The organism is Dietzia sp. Die43 (assembly GCF_024519835.1).
In the GTDB taxonomy this organism is placed as follows: Bacteria; Actinomycetota; Actinomycetes; order Mycobacteriales; family Mycobacteriaceae; genus Dietzia; species Dietzia kunjamensis.
Genome location: NZ_JALJRF010000017.1, coordinates 24,040 through 44,429 on the forward strand (window position 1 = coordinate 24,040; position 20,390 = coordinate 44,429).

The window sequence follows — 20,390 nt, forward strand, 5'->3', positions numbered from 1 at the left end:
CGGCCCCGCCATCAGAACGGCGGCTCATCGTCGAACGCCGAGGACCGCGGCTGGTCCTGCTGGGGCCGGTCATCCTGCGGGGGAGCTGAGCGCGGCGGGCGCCCTGACCGGGGTTCCTGTTGACGATGGTGCGCCTGGGCTCGCAGTCTGCTGCGCTCCGCCGCGCGGCGGTGACGCAGGTGGGGGCGCCTCCTCGACGCCGGTGAGCCGCTGCCGGTCCTGCCGGCTTCGGCCGCGTTCTGCTGCCGTCGGCTGGACTCCGGATGCCGCGGCGGGGCGAGCGCGGCCAGCGGTCCACCGGGGGCCGTCGTGATGCGCGTTCCCGGATCGGCCTTCGGGTGATTGGGGCCGTGGAGCCAGACGTAGGTTCCGTCGATGTCCCGGTAGTAAGCCCAGATTCCCTCGGTCTTGAGTCGGTGGTGGAAGCGGCAGAGGGAGCCGAGATCATCGGACGTGGTGTGCCCGCCGCACTCCGGGTTGTCATGGTCGAACGGGATGATGTGGTCGAGGTCGGTCTTCTCGGCCGGCGTGTGGCACCCGGGGAAGACACAGGTGCCGTCGCGGCCCTTGCAGAAGCGTGCCAACGCCTCGGAGGGCGTGTACCGCCGGGCCGCGTAGCAGTCGGGGTCCGCGAGATCTGCCAGTGAGTCGATCCGGCGACGAGCGCTGCGCTCCAGCTGGTCGGCGGTGTGACCGGTGATCGGCCCGTAGCCGGCCAGCGTGAGGCCACGGTTGTCCGGACTGCCGTCGTCGTAGGCGTAGATGGTCACCCGCCGAGCGGCCGCCTGTCCGTCCGGGTCACCGGGGTGTTCGCCGTCGACGTCGGGCAGGCAGGCCCACCCGCGACTCAGCGCTAGTAGGCCCGCGGCACGCAACTCACCGAGAGAACGCGGGTCGTCCTCGGAGGCGGTGCGCGCGAGGGCCTCGATACGGTCGGCGATCTCCACGGCGGTCTCCGCGGTGAGGTGCGCTGTGATGAGGGCCCTGTCGTCGGCCAGCGGCACCATCTCGACGTCCTGGTCCCGCCGCGCCTCCCTCGCCCTGGCGTCGGCCCCGACCGGGTCGCACGCCGAGACGGTCTTGGTGAGCATCTTTCGTAGCGGGCCGAGTCTCGGCGGGTGTGTGCGGCGCCTTGTGGGAGCCAGTGCCGCACTGATCCGCCTGTCGAGTTCGGGCATGAGCTCATCGGAGACCATCGCGGTCTCCTCGGCGATCGTGTGGGCGGCGAGGATGCCGATCCATCCGGTCGCGAGCAGGGCCGCGGTACGGGGGAGCCGCTCGGTCAACTCGACCGCGGTGGTGACCAGACGCGAGGCGCCGTGCCGGGACAACGCCATCGAGGCGCTGACGATCGAGGCGGCGGTCTCCCACGGGTCCCGGTGGCGGTCGCGCTGTCCCGCGACCCGGACGCAATCGTAGGCGAAGGCGACGGTGCGTCCTTCGGCCGCGTTGATCAGGCGTTGGGCGAGATATCCGCGCTGTTGATGTGGATCCCACCGGGCGTAGGCCTCCGGGACGATCACGTCGACGGCGGGACCCGTCGCTGTGGTGAACCCCTTAGGCGGCACGAACGGGCCGGGGGCATCGGGGACGATCGCCGCATGGGAGGCGGAATCATGGGCGTCGGACTTGGAGGTGCTCGTCATGGTTCGACCATATGTTCTAGGTCTGACATTGCGGGCAGGGAGACTGGATCGAACACGCGAGCGAGTGTCATCTCATTACGGAGGAGATGCCCGGCCTCGTCGTCGTCGCTGATCACCGCGGCGCCCGCTGACCTGCGGTGCCCTGCGCACCCTCCGCAGGGCACCGCAGGTAGAGGGCATGCGTGGTGCGGGCGGTCTCGGAGGGGTGGTGGGTCCGGGTCCGGGTCCGGCTTCTGGTTCGGTGAAGGGTGTGGCGCCGTGGGCGGTGCACGGTCTTGGGTGCTCTGACCTGGGGTGCCCTGCTCGGCCCCCGCAGGGCGCCCCAGGTCGGCGCGCGAGGGAGGGCGCCGGGGCGGGGATGTCCCAGGGCAGTGAGGTGGGTGGTCGTGGTGGTCGTGCTGGTCAGGCGCAGGTCGGGCGGCCCGGTCGCGGTCAACCCGGTCGGGCGACGATGAGGCACGCCTCGCCGCCGTCGGGGACGTACCACCGGTGGGGGAGGGTGCCGTTGTACCTCGCGACGTCGCCCGCCTCGAGTCGGGTGAGCGAATCGCCGACCTCGAGCAGGACGGTGCCCCGGGTGATGTAGAGCCATTCCTGGCCGGGGTGTTCGAAGAACCGGCCCGGGACGTGGTTGGTCTCCACGAACTCGAGGAACTGCGTGCCCCCCGGGCCTCCGGGCAGGAGTCGGGTGTGACCGCCGACCGTGCCCTCCGCCCGGGTCAGGGTGGCGCCCTCGGTGGAGCGCTGGACGTCGACCCGGTCGGAATGGGCCGGGTCCCGGCCGGAGTCTCCGGGTCCGCCGGTGTCGGAGGCCCCGCCGGCGGTGACCGCGTCGAGGAGGTGGGCCTGGGTCGTGCCCAGGGCGTGGGCGAGACCCTCGAGCGTGGACATGCTGGGCGCCGCCTTGCCGCGCTCGATCTGACTGAGGAAGGGCTGCGAGATCCCGGCCTGGTCGGCCACCTCGACGAGCGTCAGTCCGAGTTGGCGGCGGTGGTGCCGGATGCGCGCGCCGAGACGGTCCAGCGAGTCGCCTCGTGCGGTGGTCATGGGGCCTCCCTTGCGGTCGGGGCGGGTTGGGGCGGGTCGGGGTCTGGCGGGGCGGGATCTGGTGGGACGCGGTCTGCCGGGGTCGGTATTCGTGCAGGTAGTCGCGTTGGCGCGGAATCGGCGGACACCGGAACCGCGCCGGAACAGCGGGGTAATGCCGCCGAAACACGGGGCCACCACACTCATCATTATTGATCCGATCAATACCCGGGGTCACTATCCCGCTCCGGGGTCGGATGCACAAGTGCCGCACCCGATCAGAAAGCCCGGGCTGCCGAGAGGGGCCGGGTCGGAGGGTCGGCGGGGAACGCACGAGTCGGCAGAGGAGGGGAACGATGGAACCACGACGAGCGGCACAGCGCGATGCACAGCGCGGAGCCGGGGCCGAGCGAGCCGCGGCGCGCCACGTGGACCGCATCGCGGGGGCGCGACTGCAGGGCGGTCGGGTGGTCGACGTGGACATCGTCGACGGGGTGGTCGTGGCCGTGACGGACGCGGGGGCCACCCCGACGCGCGGTGGTCCTACCGGGGGCGAATCGGTGATCGACGCCCGCGGCTACATGGTGCTCACCGCGCCCGCGGAGCCGCACGCCCACCTCGACAAGGCCCTGAGCTGGGGCGCCACGCGGCCGCCGGGCTGCGATCTGGGCGCCGCGATCGACGCGTGGCGGGCCTACGCCGCGACGGTCGACGAGGACGAGATCCACGCCCGCGCCCTGGCCGCGGCGCGCAAGCTCGTGGCCAACGGGACGACCGCGGTGCGCAGCCACGTGGACCTGCACGACGACCACGACCCGCTGCGCGGCGTCCGCGCTCTCGTCCGCGTCCGCGACGAGCTGGCCGGCGTGATGGACCTGCAGATCTCGGTGATGGTCAACGAGGTCGACCCGGCGGACCGGGCGCGCGCCGCGATCGCGGCCGGCGCCGACCTCATCGGCGGGGCCCCGCACATCTCCACCGACCCGGTCTCCGAGACGCACCGGCTGGTGGACCTCGCCGAGGAGCTGGGCACCGGCATCGACCTGCACGTGGACGAGTTCCTCGACGGCGACCACGCCATGCTCGAGGTGTTCACCGAGCGCGTCGCGTCCTGGCCCGCGGGGCAGATCCGCACGGCCGGGCACTGCTGCCGGATCGGCTCGCTCGACGCGGCGGGCCAATCCCGCGCGGCCGGCGCGCTGAGCAGGGCGGACGTCGGGGTGGTGACGCTGCCGATCACCAACCTGTACCTGCAGGGCCGCACCGGCTGCACCTCGGTCCCGCGCGGCCTGCCCCCGGTGCGGGCCCTGCTCGAGACCGACGTGACCGTCGCCGCCGGCGCCGACAACGTGCGCGACCCGTTCAACCCGGTCGGCCGCTCCGACGCCACCGAGACGGCGATGCTGCTGATCGTGGCCGCCCACCTCGACATGGACACCGCCTGGCAGCTCGTCACGGGCGGCGCCCGCGAGGTCATGGGTCTGCCGCCCGCCGGCCCCTCGCCCGGCCTCCGGGCCGACCTGCTGCTGGTCCGGGCGGGCGGGCTCGACGACGTGATCGCCGACGCGCCACCCGACCGGATCGTGTTGCGCGCGGGCTGCGTGGTGGCGGCGAGGGAGGTCCTCGTCGTCGTCGACCCCGGTGTCGCGCTGCTCGACGACCAAGCCGCCACCACCCACCCACGGACACCCACCTACGAGGAGACCCGATGACCACACCCACCGACATGCGGGCGGCGCAGGCCGCCCGGCCCGGCAGCGAGATCCTCGGATTCGACGGCGTCGGCGTGACCTACCCCAACGGTACCCGCGCTCTCGACGGCGTGGACCTGCGGATCCGCGCCGGCGAGTTCGTCAGCGTCGTGGGCCCGTCCGGCTGCGGCAAGTCCACGCTGCTCAGCCTCGCGTCCGGGCTCGCCACCCACACCGACGGCTACATGCAGACCGGCACCGACCGCATCGGCTACGTCTTCCAGGACGCCACCCTGCTGCCGTGGCGGACGGTCGAGCAGAACGTGGAGATGCTCGCCGAGCTCGACGGCATCGGCCGCACCGAACGCCGTGACCGCGCGGCGGCGGCGATCGAACTGGTGGGCCTGGCCGGGTTCGAGAAGTCGCTGCCGCGGGAGCTGTCGGGCGGCATGAAGATGCGTGTCTCGCTGGCCCGCTCGCTGACCCTCGACCCGGAGTTGTTCCTGTTCGACGAGCCGTTCGGCGCGCTGGACGAGATCACCCGGCAGCGCCTCGGCGACGAGCTGCTCGGGCTGTTCGCGGCCAAGCGGTTCGCCGGGCTGTTCATCACGCACTCGGTCGCCGAGGCGGTGTATCTGTCCACGCGCGTGGTGGTGATGTCCGGCCGGCCGGGGCGCATCACACATTCGGTGGACGTGCCGTTCGGTCCGGAGCGCGACCCCGAGATCCGCTACACGACGGACTACATGAACCTCGTCGGCGAGGTTTCCCAGGCACTCGAGGAGGCGCACTGATGAGAGGCACACTGATGAACGGAATCACCGCCCGCGCGACCGTGAAGAGCGACGACGACGACGACAAGGTCACCGCCGCCGACGTGGGCCGCGGCCCGGTGGCCGAACCGGCCGGGGGAGCCCCCGCCGCCGGCCCCGCCCGCCCCCGGTTTCGCCTCTCGGCCGACGGGCCCGTGGTCCGCTACGGCGGCCCGTTGGCGGTCCTGGCCGCGGTGCTGGGCCTGTGGTACTTCGTGAGCTACGGGGTGCTCGAGCCGTCGCGGCGGTTCCTGCTGCCGGCGCCGCACGTGGTGGTCACCGACGGGCTGTTCGGGCCCAGTATCTCGGGCATGCTCGAGGCGCTCGGGCGCACCGCGACCGTCGCGCTGACGGGGTTGGCGATCGCGTTCGTGATCGGCGTCGCGTGGGCGATCATCATGAGCCAGGAGAAGTGGGCCGAGCGCTCGCTGTTCCCCTACGCGGTGGTGCTGCAGTGCATCCCGATCCTCGCGCTGGTGCCGCTGATCGGCTTCTGGTTCGGGTTCGGGTTCACCGCCCGGGTGTTCGTGTGCGTGTTGATCGCGCTGTTCCCGATCGTGTCCAACACGCTGTTCGGTCTCAAATCCGTGGACCCGGGCCTGCGCCGGCTGTTCAAGCTCCACCACGCCGGGCGTCTGACGGTGCTGCGCAAGCTCGAGGCCCCGGCGGCACTGCCCGCCCTGTTCGAGGGCCTGCGCGTGGCGGCCGGCCTGTCGGTGGTCGGTGCGATCGTCGGCGACTTCTTCTTCAAGCAGGGCGACCCGGGCATCGGCATCCTCATCGACACCTTCCGCGCCCGCCTGCAGTCGCCGGAACTGTTCGCCTCGATCATCCTGGCCTCCCTGCTCGGTGTGGCCGTGTTCCTGTTCTTCGGTCTGCTGTCCCGCCGGGTCGTGGGGCGCTGGTACAACCCGGACGCCGACCGCTAGTCGTAACGCCCGGCGACCAGCCGTAACGACTCCCGAGCGAACCCGCAACACCACTGAAACACGGCAGCGGTTCACTCTTCTTTATTGATCACATCAATACGGCAATTCAGTCTCACCGCACCTCACCTCTTCCCTTCCGTCACCCACACCCAGGAGTACCCATGCGACGCACCACCGCCCCCCGTACCGCCGTCTCCGTGGCCGCGCTCTGCACGCTAGGCGCCGTCACGCTCACCGCCTGCGGCGGCTCCGAGTCCGCGGAGGCCTCCTCCGGGTACAGCGGGGAGATCGGCGCGGTCGACCTCAGCGAGGTCTGCCCCGAGAAGGTCGTGGTCCAGACGGACTGGAACCCCGAGGCCGAGCACGGTCACGTCTACGAACTCCTCGGGCCGGATCCGACCATCGACGCCGGCGCCAAGTCGGTCTCCGGGCCGCTGTTCGCCTCCGGTGAGTACACCGGAGTGGACGTGGAGGTCCGGGCCGGCGGCCCCGCGATCGGGTTCCAGCAGGTCACCGCGCAGATGTACCAGGACACTGACATCATGCTCGGCTACGTGGACGCCGACCAGGCGGTCCAGAACTCGCTGAACAACCCCACCATCGGCGTCTTCGCACCGCTGGACATCAACCCGCAGATGATCATGTGGGACCCCGAGACCTACCCGGACGTCGAGACCGTCAGCGACCTCAAGGACGAGAACACGCGGGTCCTGTACTTCGAGGGCAACGCCTACATGGACTACCTCCTCGGCGAGGGCATCCTCGACCCCGCCCAGGTCGACGGCAGCTACGACGGTTCGCCCTCGAACTTCGTCGCCTCCGGAGGTGCGGTCGCCCAGCAGGGCTTCGCCAGCGCCGAGCCGTTCATCTACGAGAACGAGGTCGCCGAATGGGGCAAGCCGGTGAAGTACCAGCTGCTCCACGACCTGGGCTACCCGATCTACAAGTCGATGATGGCCGTGCGCAGCGCCGAGCTCGAGGACAGCGCGGCGTGCCTGGAGAAGCTGGTGCCCGTACTGCAGCAGGCCGAGGTCGAGTACTTCGAGGATCCGGCCCGCACCAACGCCGTGATCGTGGACGCCGTCGAGCAGTTCAACACCGGCTGGGTCTACAGCGCTGAGCTGGCCGACTTCGCCGTCGAGGCCATGCTCGAGCGCGAACTGGTGGGCAACGGACCCAACGCCACGATCGGTGACTTCGACGACGCGCGACTCGCCGACATGGTGGCCAAGGTCAAGGGCGTCTACGAGGCCGCCGACGTCGCGATCGCCGAGGACGTCTCGCCCGAGACCGTCGCCACCAACCAGTTCATCGACCCGGCCATCGGGATGAACTGATCCGGCTCCTCAGCCCGGTTCACCCCTTCAATTCCCGCCGCCCCCGCACCCGATCGGAGCCCCTCGTGACCGCGACCTCCACACCCACCCCGCCCACCGGATCGCCCGGACCCACCGCAGATGTCGCCGGCCTGGTCGACGACCTGCTCGACCTGCTCGGTCCCGATGCCGTGCACACCGACGACCGCTCCCTGGACAAGGCATCGGTGGACGGGTCCTACCTCAGCCCGATCCTGCGGGCGCAGTGGCCGATCGGCCGGCCCGAGGTGGTGTGCCGGCCGACGGACGTGGAGCAGGTGCCCGCCGTGGTCCGCGCGGCCGTCCGCCGACGGGTGCCCATCACCTCCCGGGGCAAGGGCACCGGCAACTACGGCCAGGTGGTCCCGCTGCACGGCGGGCTGGTCCTGGACCTGACCGCGCTGCGAGGCGTCGACCACGTGGACACGGAGGCGGGTGTGGTCACCGCGGAGGCCGGGGTCCGCATGCTGACCCTCGAGAAGCGGCTGGCCTCCCACCACGGCAGTCAGCTGTGGATGTACCCGTCCACCGTGCAGTCGACCCTCGGCGGGTTCCTCGCCGGCGGGTCGGCGGGCACCGGCACGATCGTGCACGGCCGCAACCACCAGGGGTTCGTCGAGGCGCTCGACGTGGTCTTCGCCCACGAGGACGCCGAGATCGTGCACCTGGAGGGTGCCGACGCCCAGCCGTTCGTCCACACCTACGGGGTCGCCGGGATCATCGTGCGCGCCACGGTGCGGATCGAACCGCTGCAGGACTGGCGGTGCGTGTACGCCAGTTTCGACGACCACCACGACGCGTTCGCCGCGGTACGGCGGGTCCACCTCGTCGAGCCCGCGCCGCGCCTGTGCTCGGCGGACGGCGCCCACGTCTCCTCGTGCCTGCCCGCCGACGAGGCCATCCCCGCCGGCCGGGCGAGCCTGCGGGCGATCGTCGACGCCGCCGCGGTGGACGAGGTCCGGGCGATCATCGACGCCGCAGGGGGAGTGGTCGAGGCGGTCCGCACGGGCGTCAACGAGACGATCAAGGTCTCGACCCTGTCCTACAACCACCCCACCCACTGGCTGCAGAAGGCCGAGCCGGACACCTGGTTCCACATGGAGTGCCAGGGTGACGCCCTGGTGGAACGCCTCGACGAGGTGGAGGCCGTCTACCCGGGCGGGACCCTGCACCTGGAGGCGGGACACGGGCGGATGTTCGGGATGCTCAACGGTCACTACACCTCGCCCGAGGCCGCGTACGCGGGTGTGCCGGTGCTGGAGGAGCTGGGGGTGCGCGTGCACTCGCCGCATCAGTACCGCGTGGACCACGGCACCGAGGCCGTCCGCGCGCTGGCGGCCCGCACCGACCCGTTCGGCCTGCTCAACCCCGGGCGGTGGGAGGCATGATCGGGCCGCAGCGGCGCTACGCCGAACTCACGACCGTCGAGGCGGGCCGGGTCGGATCCTGTGACCCCGTCGCCGTCATCCCGGCCGGGGCGATCGAACCCCACGGTCCGCATCTGCCGCTGGCCACCGACCTCCTCGTGGCCGAGCACGTGGCCGCCCACGCGGTGGCCGCCGCGGCGGAAGCGGGCGTCGACGCCTGGCTCATGCCGGCGCTGGGATATACGAAGAGCGACGAACACGCCAACCTCACCGGGGCGCTGTGGATCTCCGGGGAGACGCTGATGCGCGAGGTGATCGAGCTCGGCTCGGCACTGCGGGCCAGCGGGTTCACCCGGGTGCTGTTCGTCAACTGCCACGGCGGCAACTCGGCGCTGCTCGAGGTGGCGCTGCGCGAACTGCGCCGCCGCTTCGGGCTGCGCACTTTCCTCTACGCCGGGCGTGCGGTCCCGGGTCCCACCGAGCTGGGCATGGGAATCCACGCCGGGTGGGCGGAGACGTCAATGATGCTGCACCTGCACCCCGAGCTCGTCGACATGTCGGCGGCCGAGGCGAGGGTCCCGGCCGGGATCGCGGAGTGTCAGCACATCGGGTTCACCGGCCCCGTGAGGTTCGGCTGGCTGGCCGACGACCTGTCCGACACCGGGGTGATCGGAGACCCCACCGGGGCCGACCCCGAGACCGGGCGGCGGTTGGTGGCCGATCACGTGGACGCCGTGGCCGGGGCGCTGGCCGAGATCGCCGAGTTCGACCCGGCGCGCGGGGTGTCCGCCGCGGCCACCGTAACGGGAGGTGCACTGTGACCGCCATCGAGATCCCCGTGGTCACCATGCCCGGCCCCGCCGATGACCCGCTGGAGGCGATGGTCGCGTGGCTGGCGATCGACCCGGCGGATCCGCCACTGGGGGTCCTGGCCACGGTCGGCCCGCACGGCACCCCGCACTGTCGGCACCTGCTGGTCTCCGGGGCCACCACCGAGGGCCCCACGTTCCACACCGACTCGCGGTCCCAGAAGGCACTGGACCTGGCCGCCGACCCCCGCGCGACGCTGGTCGTGGTCTCCGCGGACCGGACGCGGCAACTCACGGTCACCGGGGTGGCCGAGCCGACCGATCGGGACGAGCACCTGGCGAGCTATCACTCCCGCAGCGAGTACCTCAAGCTCCTGGCCTGGACCAACGACCTCGCGACGGCGGAACTCGCGCCGCCGGGCAGACGCCGGGTGTGGGCCGCCGCGGTGGAGCGGTTCGGCCCGTCGCCGGCGCAGCCGCCCGAGACCTGGCTGGGCATGCGACTGCGGCCCGGGTCCGTGACCTTCTGGGCCGCCGGACGCGACGAGCCGTCCCACCGCCGCCGGTTCGTGACGGACGGACAGCGGTGGCGGGCCGAGGAACTTCCGGGCTGACACACGAGAGAACGAGAGATCCCATGATCACCTTCACCGACGCGCTGGTCCTGCCCGTGTCCGCGGACCCGGCCGCGCCCGCCTGGTTCCACGGCTGGGTCCACGTGGACGACGCCGGCCTCATCGCCGCGCTCGGACCCGGCGACCCGCCGCCGGGCCTGCCGGGCACCGTCCACGACCTGGGCGGCGCGATCCTCGCGCCCGGGTTCGTCTCCGCGCACAGTCACCTGTTCACCGCCGGGATGCGCGGTACCGCCCCGGACGACACGCTCTACGGCTGGGTGTCGACGATGGGCGAGATGATGGTCGGCGCGGAGGCCGAGGACCTGTACTGGTTCACCCTCGCCGGCTGCCTGGATTTCCTGCGTAACGGCGTGACCAGCGCCTACAACTTCACCCAGAGCCGGGTGGTGGCGGTGTTCGACCACGCCACCTCGACCCTGGTCGCCGAGCGGGTCCACGACGTCGACTTCCTCACCCGGCAGATCGACGCCCAGGCCGACTCCGGACTCCGTTGCGTCACCTCCACCCGCCTCGACGACGAGCAGCTGCCCGAGGCCGAGTGCTTCGACGCGTTCGCCCACGTCACCGAGCACCGGCTGCGCACCGTCCCCCGGGAACTGGACCTGGGTGGGTCGGTGTTCGGGTCGGTGCAGTGGTCGTCGTCGCCGGTCACCGCCGAGCGCGAGCGCCACGCCATGGCCACCCACGGCGTGGGCAACCAGGCGCACTTCGTCGAGACAGCCGAGCATCTCGAGGTACAGCGGGCCAAGTTCGACTGGTACGACCGGGCCGGGGTGCTGGGCCCCGACTTCTCCTTCGGCCACTTCGTTCACCCCACCGACCACATGGTCCGCCGGGTCGCGGAGACCGACTCGGCCGTCATCTGGCAGGCCACCTCCAACGGCCGGCTGGGCTCGGGCATCGCCGACATCACCCGGTTCCGGGACGCGGGCATCCGCGTGGGGATGGGCCTGGACGACCAGTCCTGCACCGACGTGTCCGACCCGTTCCAGAACATGCGGATCGGCCTGTACACCCAGCGCGCCGTCCACTCCGACGCCGCGGTGCTGGCCGCCCGCGAGGTCCTGCGGATGCACACCCTGGGGGCCGCGGAGGCCCTCGGCCTGTCCGGCAGGGTGGGCAGCGTGGAGGTGGGGAAGCATGCGGACCTCGTCGTCGTCGACCCCACCAGGCCTGCGACCGGGCCGATCTGGGACCCCGTCGCCACGTACGTCCTGGCGTGCTCGCTGCGCAATCTCACCCACGTCTACGTGGGCGGCCGGTTGGTCGCGGAGGGCGCGCGCAGCCTGCACCCGCTCGCCGACGAGGCCGACGCCCAGCTCACCGAGCGCATGATCCGCTCGGCCCGGGCGCGGGGGTTCACCCCGGCGTTCGCACCGGGCCTGGTGCGGTCGTGAGCTCCGGAGCCGCGGTGGTGCTCGTCGAGAACTGCGCGGTCGCGACCATGGACGGGGCCGGGGTTGGGGACGGGAACGGCGCCGAGTACACCGCCGGCCACGTACTGCTCGAAGGTGGCCGGATCACCGCGGTGGGGGAGGGGCCGTGCGAACCGGCGCTCGTCCCGGACGGCGCGGACCGCGTCGACGGTACGGGTTGTCTGGCCACCCCGGGCCTGGTCAACACCCATCACCACCTGTACCAGTGGCTCACCCGGGGGCTCGCGGCCGACGCGACGCTCTTCGAGTGGCTCACCGCCTCGTACCCGGTATGGGCGGGCATCGACGCCGACGACGTCCGCACCGCCGCCCTCGGTGGGCTCGCGCACCTGGCCCTGGGCGGCTGCACCACCACCACGGACCACCACTACGTGGTGCCCGCCGACGCCGGGGACGTGTTCGCCGCCGAGATCGACGCGGCCGCGACGGTGGGGCTGCGCTTCCACCCCAGCCGCGGGTCGATGGACCTGGGCCGCAGCTCGGGCGGGCTGCCGCCGGACTCCGTGGTCGAGGGCATCGACGCGATCCTCGCCGGCACCTCCGACGTGATCGACCGCTTCCACGACGCGGGCCCCGACTCGATGTGCCGCATCGCCGTGGCGCCGTGCTCACCGTTCTCCGTGACCGGCGACCTGCTGCGCACCAGCGCCGAGCTCGCCCGCGAGCGGGGCGTGCGCCTGCACACCCATCTGGCCGAGACCGACGACGAAGAGGAGTTCTGCCGCGAACGCTTCGGCAGCACGCCGATGGAGTACATGGAGTCGGTGGGCTGGGTGGGCCCGGACGTGTGGTTCGCCCACACCGTGCACCTCGACGACCCGGCGATCGCCGCGATGGCCGCCGGCGGGATGGCGGCCGCCCACTGCCCCGTCTCCAACGGTCGTCTGGGCGCCGGCATCGCCCGCGTGCCCGACATGCTCGCCGCGGGGATCCCGGTCGGGCTGGGCGTGGACGGTTCGGCGAGCAACGAGTCGGGCGTGCTGTGGGAGGAGATGCACACCGCGCTCCTGCTGGCCCGCGCCACCCGCGGGCCCCGGGCGATGGACGTGCGCACGGCGCTGCGGATGGCCACCGTGGACGGTGCCCGTGCGCTCGGGCGGGAGGGCGAGATCGGGCGGCTGGCTGTCGGATACCAGGCCGATGTCGCACTGTGGCGCCTGGACACCCCGGCCCACGCGGGGATCGACGACCCGGTGGCTGCGCTCGTCCTGGGGTCCCGCCCGCCGATGGCCGGGGTGTGGGTGCAGGGGCGCCGGGTAGTGGTCGACGGGCAGGTCCTCACCGTGGACACCGACGCCGTGGCTCGCGACGTGGTGGCCGCCCGCCGGCGGCTGCTCGCCCGGGCAGGGTGAGGGCGGTGGACCTGGTCAGCGTCACCGCACTGCACCGACCGCGCAGCCGGGACGAGGCGCACGCGGCCCTGCTCGCCGGCGCCACGGCCCTGGCCGGCGGGACCGCCCTGCACGGGGAGGCGCACCTGCACCCGGCCGGCGCCGCGGCCCCGCCGGGGGAGACCACACCGGTCACCGCGCTCGTGGACCTGCTCGACCTGCGATGGCCCGACGTCGAACCGCTGCCCGACGGTGGCCTGCGGGTGGCAGCGACCGCCTCGCTGCGCACAGTGTTGGACCACCCGCTCACCGCGCCCCTGCGCCCGTTCCTCCACGACGCCTTCTCCTGCCTGCTCGCCTCGTGGAAGATCTGGGGCCGCGGCACCTGGGGAGGCAACCTCTGCGCCGCCCTGCCCGCCGGCGCCGGGACCGCCGCCGCCTGCACGCTCGGCGCGACCGCCGAGATCTGGACCCCGGCCGGCGGCACCCGCACCGTCCCCGCCGCCGAGGTGGTGCTGGGCCCGGGCCGCACCTGTCTGGCCCCGGGCGAGATCCTGCGCGCGCTCGTCATCCCCGCGTCGGCGAGCCGGGCGCGCTACGCGGTCCGGCGGCACTCGCTGGTGCCCAGCGGCCGCTCCGGATCCCTGGTCACCGGGCGACTGGACCCCGGCGGCCGCTGCACGCTCGTCGTGACCGCCGCAGTGCCCGCCCCGGAGGTGCTCACCTGGGACCGGCCCCCCACGGCCGGTGAGGCCGAGGCCGCCGTGCGCGACCTGCCCCGCTGGCACGACGACCCCCAGGGCGATCCGAGCTGGCGGCGTCACGTGGCGGGGATCGCGGCCCTCGCCGTCGTCGCCGAACTCACCCACCCCATCTACCGGGAGGCACCATGCTGATCACCGTCGACGGACGCGCCCACGACCTGGACCCGCGCCCCGGGCAGTGCCTGCGGACGCTGCTGCGCGAGTCGGGGGTGCACGCGGTGAAGAAGGGCTGCGACACCGGCGACTGCGGTGCGTGTTCCGTGCTGGTCGACGGCGTGCCCACCCATTCCTGTGTGCTGCCCGCGCACCGCGCCGAGGGCGCCGACGTCCGCACCGCCGCCGGGGTGCCCGACGAGGTGCCGGCCGCGTTCGCCCGCGCCGCCGGGTTCCAGTGCGGGTTCTGCACGGCGGGGATGGTCACCACGGTCACCGGGCTGGGGCACGCGCCGTGCGCCCGGGACGGCGGGCCGGCGCCGAGGATCGCCGCCATGAAGGGCAACCTGTGCCGTTGCACGGGCTACCGGGCGGTCGAGGACGCCCTCGACGGCGCCCGGAATGCGTGCGCCGCCGGGGGGATCGGGAGCCCGGTCGCCGCCCCGGCCACCGAGCGCGTGGTGCGCGGCGCCGAACCCTTCACCCTGGACACCGACCTGACGGGCTGCGCGCATCTCGCGGTGCTCCGCTCCCCGCACGCGCACGTCCGCATCGTGTCGATCGACGCCTCCCGCGCCCTCGCGATGGACGGCGTGGTCGCCGTGCTCACCCACCACGACGACCCCGACGTCCTGTTCTCCACCGCCCGCCACCAGCGGCGTACCGACGATCCCGACGACACCCGCGTGCTCGACCCGGTCGTGCGCTACCACGGTCAGCGCGTGGCGGCGGTGGTGGCCGAGTCGGAGGCACTCGCCCGGCGGGCCTGCCAGCTGATCGAGGTGCGCTACGAGGTGTTGCCGTCGGTCCTCGATCCCGAGGCCGCGCGTGCCCCCGGAGCGCCAGCGATCCACGGCGACAAGGGTCCGGAGTCCCGGATCGCCGACCCCGCGCGCAACGTGGTGGCCGACTGGTTCGGCGAGGTGGGCGACGTCGACGCCGGGATCGCCCGCGCGGCGCACACGGTGACCGGCACGTGGAGCACCTCGCGGGTCCAGCACACGCACCTGGAGACCCACGCGGTGATCGTGCGGCACGTCGACGGCGGGCCCCGGGTCGGTGGGTCGCTCGACATCCGCTCCTCTACCCAGGTGCCGTTTCTCGTGCGCGACGAGTTGGCGTGGATCTTCGGCCTCGACCGCGATGAGCTGCGCGTCCACGCCGCGCGGGTGGGCGGCGGGTTCGGCGCCAAGCAGGAGATGATCGTCGAGGACCTGGCCGTGCTCGCGGCCCTGCGCACCGGCCGCGACGTGGTGTGGGAGTACTCGCGCGCGGAGCAGTTCACCTCCGCCACCGTGCGCCACCCGTACCGCACCACCGTCACCGTGGCCTGCGACGACGACGGCCGGCTCACCGCTCTCGAGCTGGACGTGCTGTCCGACGCCGGCGCCTACGGGGGCCACTCCGCGGGCGTGATGTTCCACTCCATCACCGAGTCCGTGGAGCTGTACCGCTGCCCGGCCAAGCGGGTGACCGCCGAGGCCGTCTACACGACCACCGTGCCGTCGGGGGCGTTCCGCGGGTACGGGCTGGGGGAGGTGGGGTTCGCCCTGGAGAGCGCGCTGGACGAACTCGCCGACGCCGCCGGGCTGGACCCCGTGGAGCTGCGGCGGCGCAACGTGGTGCGCCCGGGTGACGCGTTGGTGAGCTCCGCGGGCGACGACGACGAGCTGGCCCTGTCCTCCTACGGACTCGACCACTGCCTGGACCTGGTGGCAGGGGCCCTGGCCTCCGGTCGCGGGGAGACCGCGCCGCCCGGGTGGGCGGAGGGGACCGGGATCGCGCTGTGCATGATCGCCACCAATCCGCCCGGGGGCCACCACGGTTCGGCCCGCGTCGAGATCACCGCCGACGGCACCGTGCACGCCTACGTGGGCACGGCCGAATTCGGCAACGGCACAGCGACCGTGCACACCCAGATCGTCGCCGAGGCGCTGGGCGTGCCGTCCGACTCGGTGGTCCTGCACGCGTCCGACACCGCCCTGCTCACCCACGACACGGGCGCGTTCGGCTCCGCCGGCACCGTGGTCGGTGGGCGCGCCCTGCACCGCGCGGCAACCCGGGTCGCCGAGCTGCTCCGCGCCGGAGCCCACCTGCCTGTGTCCGCCGAGGGGTGCGCCGACGGGCTGGGTCGGCAGGCCGCGTTCACCGTGCAGGGCGTGCGGGTGGCCGTGTGCCCCGACACCGGGACGGTGAAGGTCCTGCACAGCGTCCACGCCGTCGACGCCGGGCGGGTCCTCAACCCGCAGCAACTGCGGGGACAGGTGGAGGGCGGCGTCGCCCAGGCCCTCGGGGCGGCGCTGTACGAGCAGGTGATGCTCGACGAGACCGGCGCGGTCACCAACGCGACCCTGCGGCACTACCACCCACCCCGCATGGGCGACGTCCCGCGCACCGAGGTGTTCTTCGCCGACACCGTCGAGCCCGAGGGCGTCCTGGGCGCCAAGTCCATGTCCGAGGCCCCGTACTGCCCGGTCGCCGCGGCCGTGGGGATCGCCGTCCGGCGGGCCACCGGAGTCCGGCAGGACCTCATCCCCCTGACCCCGGACCTGGTGTGGATGAGGTCGTTCGCGCGTCGCGACGGCCGGGCTCTCACGGCGACGGGCCAGGCGTGAGCGCGCGGGTGTTGCGGGTGACCGGTGCCTCGGCGGTCTGGTCGCCGGGGCTCGAGTCGGCGGACGTCTCCACGGTGGAGTGCGTGGACGGGCGGATCGCCGCCGCGCCGGACGATGCTGCCGCCGCGCCCGACGGCGCTGCCGTGGTCGAGACCCTCGACGCCGACGGCGGCGTCGTCACCCCGGGCCTGGTCAACGCCCACCATCACCTGCTGCAGAGCGCGTTCCGCACCCTGCCCGGGACCCGCGGGGTGGAGATGGCCGTGTGGCTGGCCCGGATGCGCGAGGCCTACGTCGCCGCGCGGGTCGACGATGAGCTGGTCGAACTGTCCGCCCGCGTGGCGCTGGCCGAGTCACTGCTGTGCGGCGTCACGACCGTGGCCGATCACCACCTCACCTGGCCGGCGGGCCCGGAACCCGTGCAGATCGCCGGTGCTGCGTACGCCGGTGCGCAGGCGCTGGGATCGCGACTGGCCTTCGTTCGCGGCACCGCCGGGGACGACCCGGATGCCGCAGTGGCGTCGGTCGAGGCGATCCACGCTGCGCACCTGCCCGGCGCGACCGGCGGGGTCACCGGCGACGGTATGCGCCAGTTGGCCGTGGGGCCGTCGGGAGTGCACGCGGACGGGCCCGCGACCTTCGCCGCCATGGGGGAGGTCGCGCGCCGGCTCGGTCTGCGGCGGCGCACCCAGGCCAACGAGCAGGTCGACGTGGCCCGGGCCACCGAACTGTACGGCCGTCGCCCCCTGGACCTGCTGGAGGAGTGGGGCTGGCTCGCCCCCGACGTCACCCTCGCCCACCTCTGCGACATCACCGACCCCGAGATCGCGTCGATCGCCGGGAGCGGGGTCACCGCGACCCATGCCCCGGCCTGCGATCTTCCGATGGGGTGGGGCGTGGCGCCGGTGGCCCGACTGCGCGACGCCGGGGTGACCGTGGGACTCGGGACCTCGGGCGGTGGCAGCAACGACGCCGGACACCTCCTGGCCGACGCGCGCCTGGCGATACAGGTCGCCCCGCTCGCCGGTAGGCCTCTGGACGCGCTCGAGGTGCTGGAGATGATCACCGCCGGCGGCGCCGACGGCCTGGGGCGCCCCGAATTGGGCCGGCTCACCCCGGGGTCGGCGGCGGATCTGGTGGTGTGGGACGTCAGCGGGGTCGCGGACGCCGGCGTCGCGGATCCGATCCGAGGACTGTTGTGGGCCGCACCCGGGCGCCGGCCCCGCCACGTGGTGGTGGGCGGCCAGGTGGTGGTGCGGGACTTCGAGCTCGTCACCGCCGACGAGCGGGCCCTGGCCGCGGATCTGCGCGAGCAGTGCGCCCGGCGGGGCATCGGACGCTGACCGGCGCTGACCTGGGGTGCCCTGCAGGCCCGGTGCAGGGCGCCGCAGGTCAGAGCGTCGGAGAGCCCCGCGCCTCAGGATCCGCGGTAGGTGCTGTACCCGAACGGCGACAGGATCAGCGGCACGTGGTGGTGCGCGGCCGGGTCCGTCACCTCGAAGCACACCACCGCCTCCGGGTAGAAGCCGCTCACTCCGGCGGCCCGGTGATAGCCGCCCGTGTCGAAGGCCAGTCGGTACACCCCGGCCCCGACCTCGACCTGCGCCAGATCGGGGCCCCGGCCGTCGACGTCGGTGACCCCGGAGGCGAGGTCAGTGCCAGCGGAGTCGGTGAGCCGGTAGCCCAGGCCGACCGCCGGGGTGCCGGTGGCGGTGTCCAGGGCGTGGGTGCTCAGCGACATCAGAGGGTTCCGGTCTCGAGCAGTCGGTCCAGCCGCAGGGCGTTGATGGCGGCCAGGTGGTCACGGGTGGTCGCGAGTTCCTCCGCGGCGGTGAGGTCGATCCGCCGGTCGAGTTCGGCCACGATGTCCCGCGCCGACAGCCCGGTCGCGCACACGAGGAACGCGTGGCCGAAGTGCTCGGCGTGCCGACGTTGCCCCTCGGCGAGCCGGCGCGCGAGTTCGGCGTCCGCGGTGGCGGCTGCGCTCTGCTCCCGAGCCGAGGCCTGCCCGACCTCCCGGGGCGCGCCCGTGGCTGCGCTGCCGCCCGCGCCGCCCGAGCCCGCGCCGATCGGCGGGTGCGCGTCGACCGCGGCCAGTACCTCGGCGTCGCTCTGCTCGGCGAGCACTCGCCGGGCCCGTGCGTGCAGCGCGTCGCGGGAACGGTACGGCCGCCCCTCCAGCACCGCGCGGGCCCAGGCCTGCGACGCGGAGAGTTCGGTCAGGACCGGCATCAGTTCCCCTGCGCGCGCGGCATCGAATCCGCCCACGGCGGGATCGACGGTCTCGGCAGAATCAGAGGAAACGGGGGGTGTGGTGGTCTCGGGCACGGGCTCATCATCGCAGCGGCAGGGGCCCGGAACACCGCCGACGCGGCAGTCGTAACACGGCGTAACAATCGGCCCCGGCGCCCTGACCTGCGGTGCCCTGCACGCCGCCCGCAGGGCACCGCAGGTCAGGGGCTCGCGCGGCGAGGGCGCGGCGAGGGCGCGGCGAGGGTGCGGCGGGAGGAAGGGCCGGACCGGAGGCAAGTAACACTACCGACACACAACGTCGCTAGCGTTCAGAAGCGTCGACGCGCGCAGACGCGCATGCCGGTCCCCGGATGCGCCGCTGCCCGAGCACGAGAGGACCCCAGGATGAAGCTCACCCCCCGCGAGTTGGACAAGCTCACCCTGTTCACCGCGGCCGAGGTCGCGCGCCGCAGGCTCGAGCGCGGGGTGCTGCTCAACGTCCCCGAGGCCACCGCGCTCATCTCGTGGGAGATCGTCGAGCACGCCCGCGACGGCCGCACCGTCGCCGAGTGCATGCACCTGGGCCGGCAGGTGCTCGACGCCGGCGAGGTGATGGACGGGGTGGTCGAGCGGCTGGCGATGATCCAGGTCGAGGCCACGTTCCGCGACGGGACCAAGCTCGTCACCGTGCACGACCCCATCGGGCCGGTGGAGCAGAGCGCGTGAGCGGCCACGCGAACGGGCACGCTCACGCGCACGGCCACGCCCACACCGACCCGGCGACCGCCCGGGTCGTCCTCGCGTTGGGCCCGGAGTCCGAGCAGATGCCGGACCTGGGCATCCCCGCTGCTCGGCCGGGCCGCGATCTCGCCGACCTGGTGGAAGCGCAGGCGCGAAGGCCCGGGGGACCGGATGCGGCGGGGGAGGGTGCCGGTGTCGTCGTCGTCGTCCCCATGACGTTCGGCCGCGCGCCCGCGATGGTCGCCGACTGCTCCCGGACGTTACGCGACGTCCGGGGCAGCACCGACCGCGTGCGGCTCGCCCCGGGCAGCGTGGCGTTGGCCGCACCGCTGGGCGACGCGACGATGCTCATCACCCGGCTGCGCGCGGTGATCAGGCGGCACGGCGCGGTGTGCTCGGCGCTCGTGGTGAGCCGCGCGATCGACCCGTTCGCCGACGCCGAGCTGTACCGCCTCGCCCGGCTCGCGCGGCAGTACGGGCAGCCCGGGCTGGTCGAGGTGGCGTTCCACGGCGGCGACGAACCCGACCCCGACCTCCCCGAGGGGCTCGAGCGCGTCCGCGCCCTCGGTGGCCGACGGCCGGTGGTGGTCTCGGCGACCCTCGCCCCCGCGCCGGTCACCGGACTCGACCTGCCCGGCGAGGGCGAGTACCTGTTCGGCCCGGCCGTGCTGCGCAGCGTGATCGACACCCGCGTCCGCGAGGCCGTGCACCGGCTCGACCACGGCGACGACGGCATCGACGCCGCCCTCGACGCCGAAGACGGCCACGGCTACGCCCACTCGCACGTCGCCGCCGACGGCACCGTCTACACCCACTCCCACTAGCCACCCCAGCCACTACACCCC

The 20,390-nt window shown here is 73.3% G+C and carries 18 protein-coding genes; 14 read left to right on the forward strand and 4 right to left on the reverse strand.

Features of this window, described 5'->3' with window-relative positions:
• Positions 1 to 11: 11 nt before the first annotated feature.
• Positions 12 to 1,646 (reverse strand): HNH endonuclease signature motif containing protein, encoded by a 1,635-nt coding sequence (locus NR111_RS14415; protein ID WP_256821206.1) that lies wholly within the window; start codon positions 1,644 to 1,646, stop codon positions 12 to 14.
• 432 nt (positions 1,647 to 2,078) lie between these two features.
• Positions 2,079 to 2,693: a helix-turn-helix domain-containing protein gene (locus tag NR111_RS14420; RefSeq protein ID WP_067713561.1), complete on the reverse strand. Its 615-nt coding sequence runs from the start codon at positions 2,691 to 2,693 to the stop codon at positions 2,079 to 2,081.
• Positions 2,694 to 3,028: 335 nt separating this feature from the next.
• Between NR111_RS14420 and NR111_RS14425 the strand changes: the two genes are divergently transcribed.
• The 12 genes from NR111_RS14425 (at position 3,029) to NR111_RS14480 (ending at position 17,915) form a co-directional block, all read left to right on the forward strand.
• On the forward strand, positions 3,029 to 4,384 hold the full coding sequence (locus tag NR111_RS14425; RefSeq protein WP_256821207.1) for an amidohydrolase family protein: 1,356 nt from the start codon (positions 3,029 to 3,031) through the stop codon (positions 4,382 to 4,384).
• Positions 4,381 to 5,157 carry an ABC transporter ATP-binding protein gene (locus tag NR111_RS14430; protein ID WP_154829864.1) on the forward strand — a complete coding sequence of 259 codons (777 nt, stop codon included), beginning with the start codon at positions 4,381 to 4,383 and terminating at the stop codon, positions 5,155 to 5,157. The genes NR111_RS14425 and NR111_RS14430 overlap by 4 nt, the downstream gene beginning before the upstream one ends.
• Positions 5,157 to 6,104, forward strand: a complete 948-nt coding sequence (locus NR111_RS14435; protein WP_256821208.1) for an ABC transporter permease — start codon at positions 5,157 to 5,159, stop codon at positions 6,102 to 6,104. Before NR111_RS14430 ends, NR111_RS14435 begins: the two co-directional genes overlap by 1 nt.
• A 161-nt stretch (positions 6,105 to 6,265) precedes the next feature.
• Positions 6,266 to 7,441, forward strand: coding sequence for an ABC transporter substrate-binding protein (locus NR111_RS14440; RefSeq protein ID WP_154829866.1), 1,176 nt, complete (start codon positions 6,266 to 6,268; stop codon positions 7,439 to 7,441).
• 65 nt (positions 7,442 to 7,506) lie between these two features.
• A complete protein-coding gene (locus NR111_RS14445) occupies positions 7,507 to 8,847 on the forward strand; it encodes an FAD-binding oxidoreductase (RefSeq protein WP_256821209.1) in 1,341 nt (446 codons plus the stop codon).
• On the forward strand, positions 8,844 to 9,647 hold the full coding sequence (locus NR111_RS14450; RefSeq protein ID WP_256821210.1) for a creatininase family protein: 804 nt from the start codon (positions 8,844 to 8,846) through the stop codon (positions 9,645 to 9,647). Before NR111_RS14445 ends, NR111_RS14450 begins: the two co-directional genes overlap by 4 nt.
• The gene (locus NR111_RS14455; protein WP_256821211.1) at positions 9,644 to 10,249 is read left to right on the forward strand and encodes a pyridoxamine 5'-phosphate oxidase family protein; all 606 of its coding nucleotides are present in this window, start codon (positions 9,644 to 9,646) and stop codon (positions 10,247 to 10,249) included. Before NR111_RS14450 ends, NR111_RS14455 begins: the two co-directional genes overlap by 4 nt.
• Before the next feature lie 23 nt (positions 10,250 to 10,272).
• Entirely contained in the window at positions 10,273 to 11,670 is a 1,398-nt protein-coding gene (locus NR111_RS14460) for an amidohydrolase family protein (RefSeq protein ID WP_154829870.1), read from the forward strand.
• Positions 11,667 to 13,061, forward strand: coding sequence for an 8-oxoguanine deaminase (locus NR111_RS14465; protein ID WP_374210736.1), 1,395 nt, complete (start codon positions 11,667 to 11,669; stop codon positions 13,059 to 13,061). The genes NR111_RS14460 and NR111_RS14465 overlap by 4 nt, the downstream gene beginning before the upstream one ends.
• Positions 13,062 to 13,066: 5 nt before the next feature.
• On the forward strand, positions 13,067 to 13,936 hold the full coding sequence (locus tag NR111_RS14470; protein WP_256821212.1) for an FAD binding domain-containing protein: 870 nt from the start codon (positions 13,067 to 13,069) through the stop codon (positions 13,934 to 13,936).
• Entirely contained in the window at positions 13,930 to 16,572 is a 2,643-nt protein-coding gene (locus tag NR111_RS14475; protein WP_256821213.1) for a molybdopterin cofactor-binding domain-containing protein, read from the forward strand. The genes NR111_RS14470 and NR111_RS14475 overlap by 7 nt, the downstream gene beginning before the upstream one ends.
• On the forward strand, positions 16,569 to 17,915 hold the full coding sequence (locus tag NR111_RS14480) for an amidohydrolase family protein (RefSeq protein ID WP_256821214.1): 1,347 nt from the start codon (positions 16,569 to 16,571) through the stop codon (positions 17,913 to 17,915). The genes NR111_RS14475 and NR111_RS14480 overlap by 4 nt, the downstream gene beginning before the upstream one ends.
• A 74-nt stretch (positions 17,916 to 17,989) precedes the next feature.
• On the opposite strand, the gene uraH is transcribed toward NR111_RS14480, so the two are convergent.
• On the reverse strand, positions 17,990 to 18,313 hold the full coding sequence (gene uraH / locus NR111_RS14485) for a hydroxyisourate hydrolase (protein WP_067713539.1): 324 nt from the start codon (positions 18,311 to 18,313) through the stop codon (positions 17,990 to 17,992).
• On the reverse strand, positions 18,313 to 18,900 hold the full coding sequence (locus NR111_RS14490; protein WP_256821215.1) for a 2-oxo-4-hydroxy-4-carboxy-5-ureidoimidazoline decarboxylase: 588 nt from the start codon (positions 18,898 to 18,900) through the stop codon (positions 18,313 to 18,315). Before NR111_RS14490 ends, uraH begins: the two co-directional genes overlap by 1 nt.
• A gap of 309 nt (positions 18,901 to 19,209) precedes the next feature.
• Here NR111_RS14490 and NR111_RS14495 point away from each other — a divergent pair, with 309 nt between their 5' ends.
• Both NR111_RS14495 and NR111_RS14500 read left to right on the forward strand, forming a co-directional pair.
• Positions 19,210 to 19,530, forward strand: coding sequence for an urease subunit gamma (locus NR111_RS14495; RefSeq protein ID WP_154829876.1), 321 nt, complete (start codon positions 19,210 to 19,212; stop codon positions 19,528 to 19,530).
• Positions 19,527 to 20,369, forward strand: a complete 843-nt coding sequence (locus NR111_RS14500; protein ID WP_256821216.1) for a hypothetical protein — start codon at positions 19,527 to 19,529, stop codon at positions 20,367 to 20,369. The genes NR111_RS14495 and NR111_RS14500 overlap by 4 nt, the downstream gene beginning before the upstream one ends.
• The last annotated feature ends 21 nt before the right edge of the window (positions 20,370 to 20,390 follow it).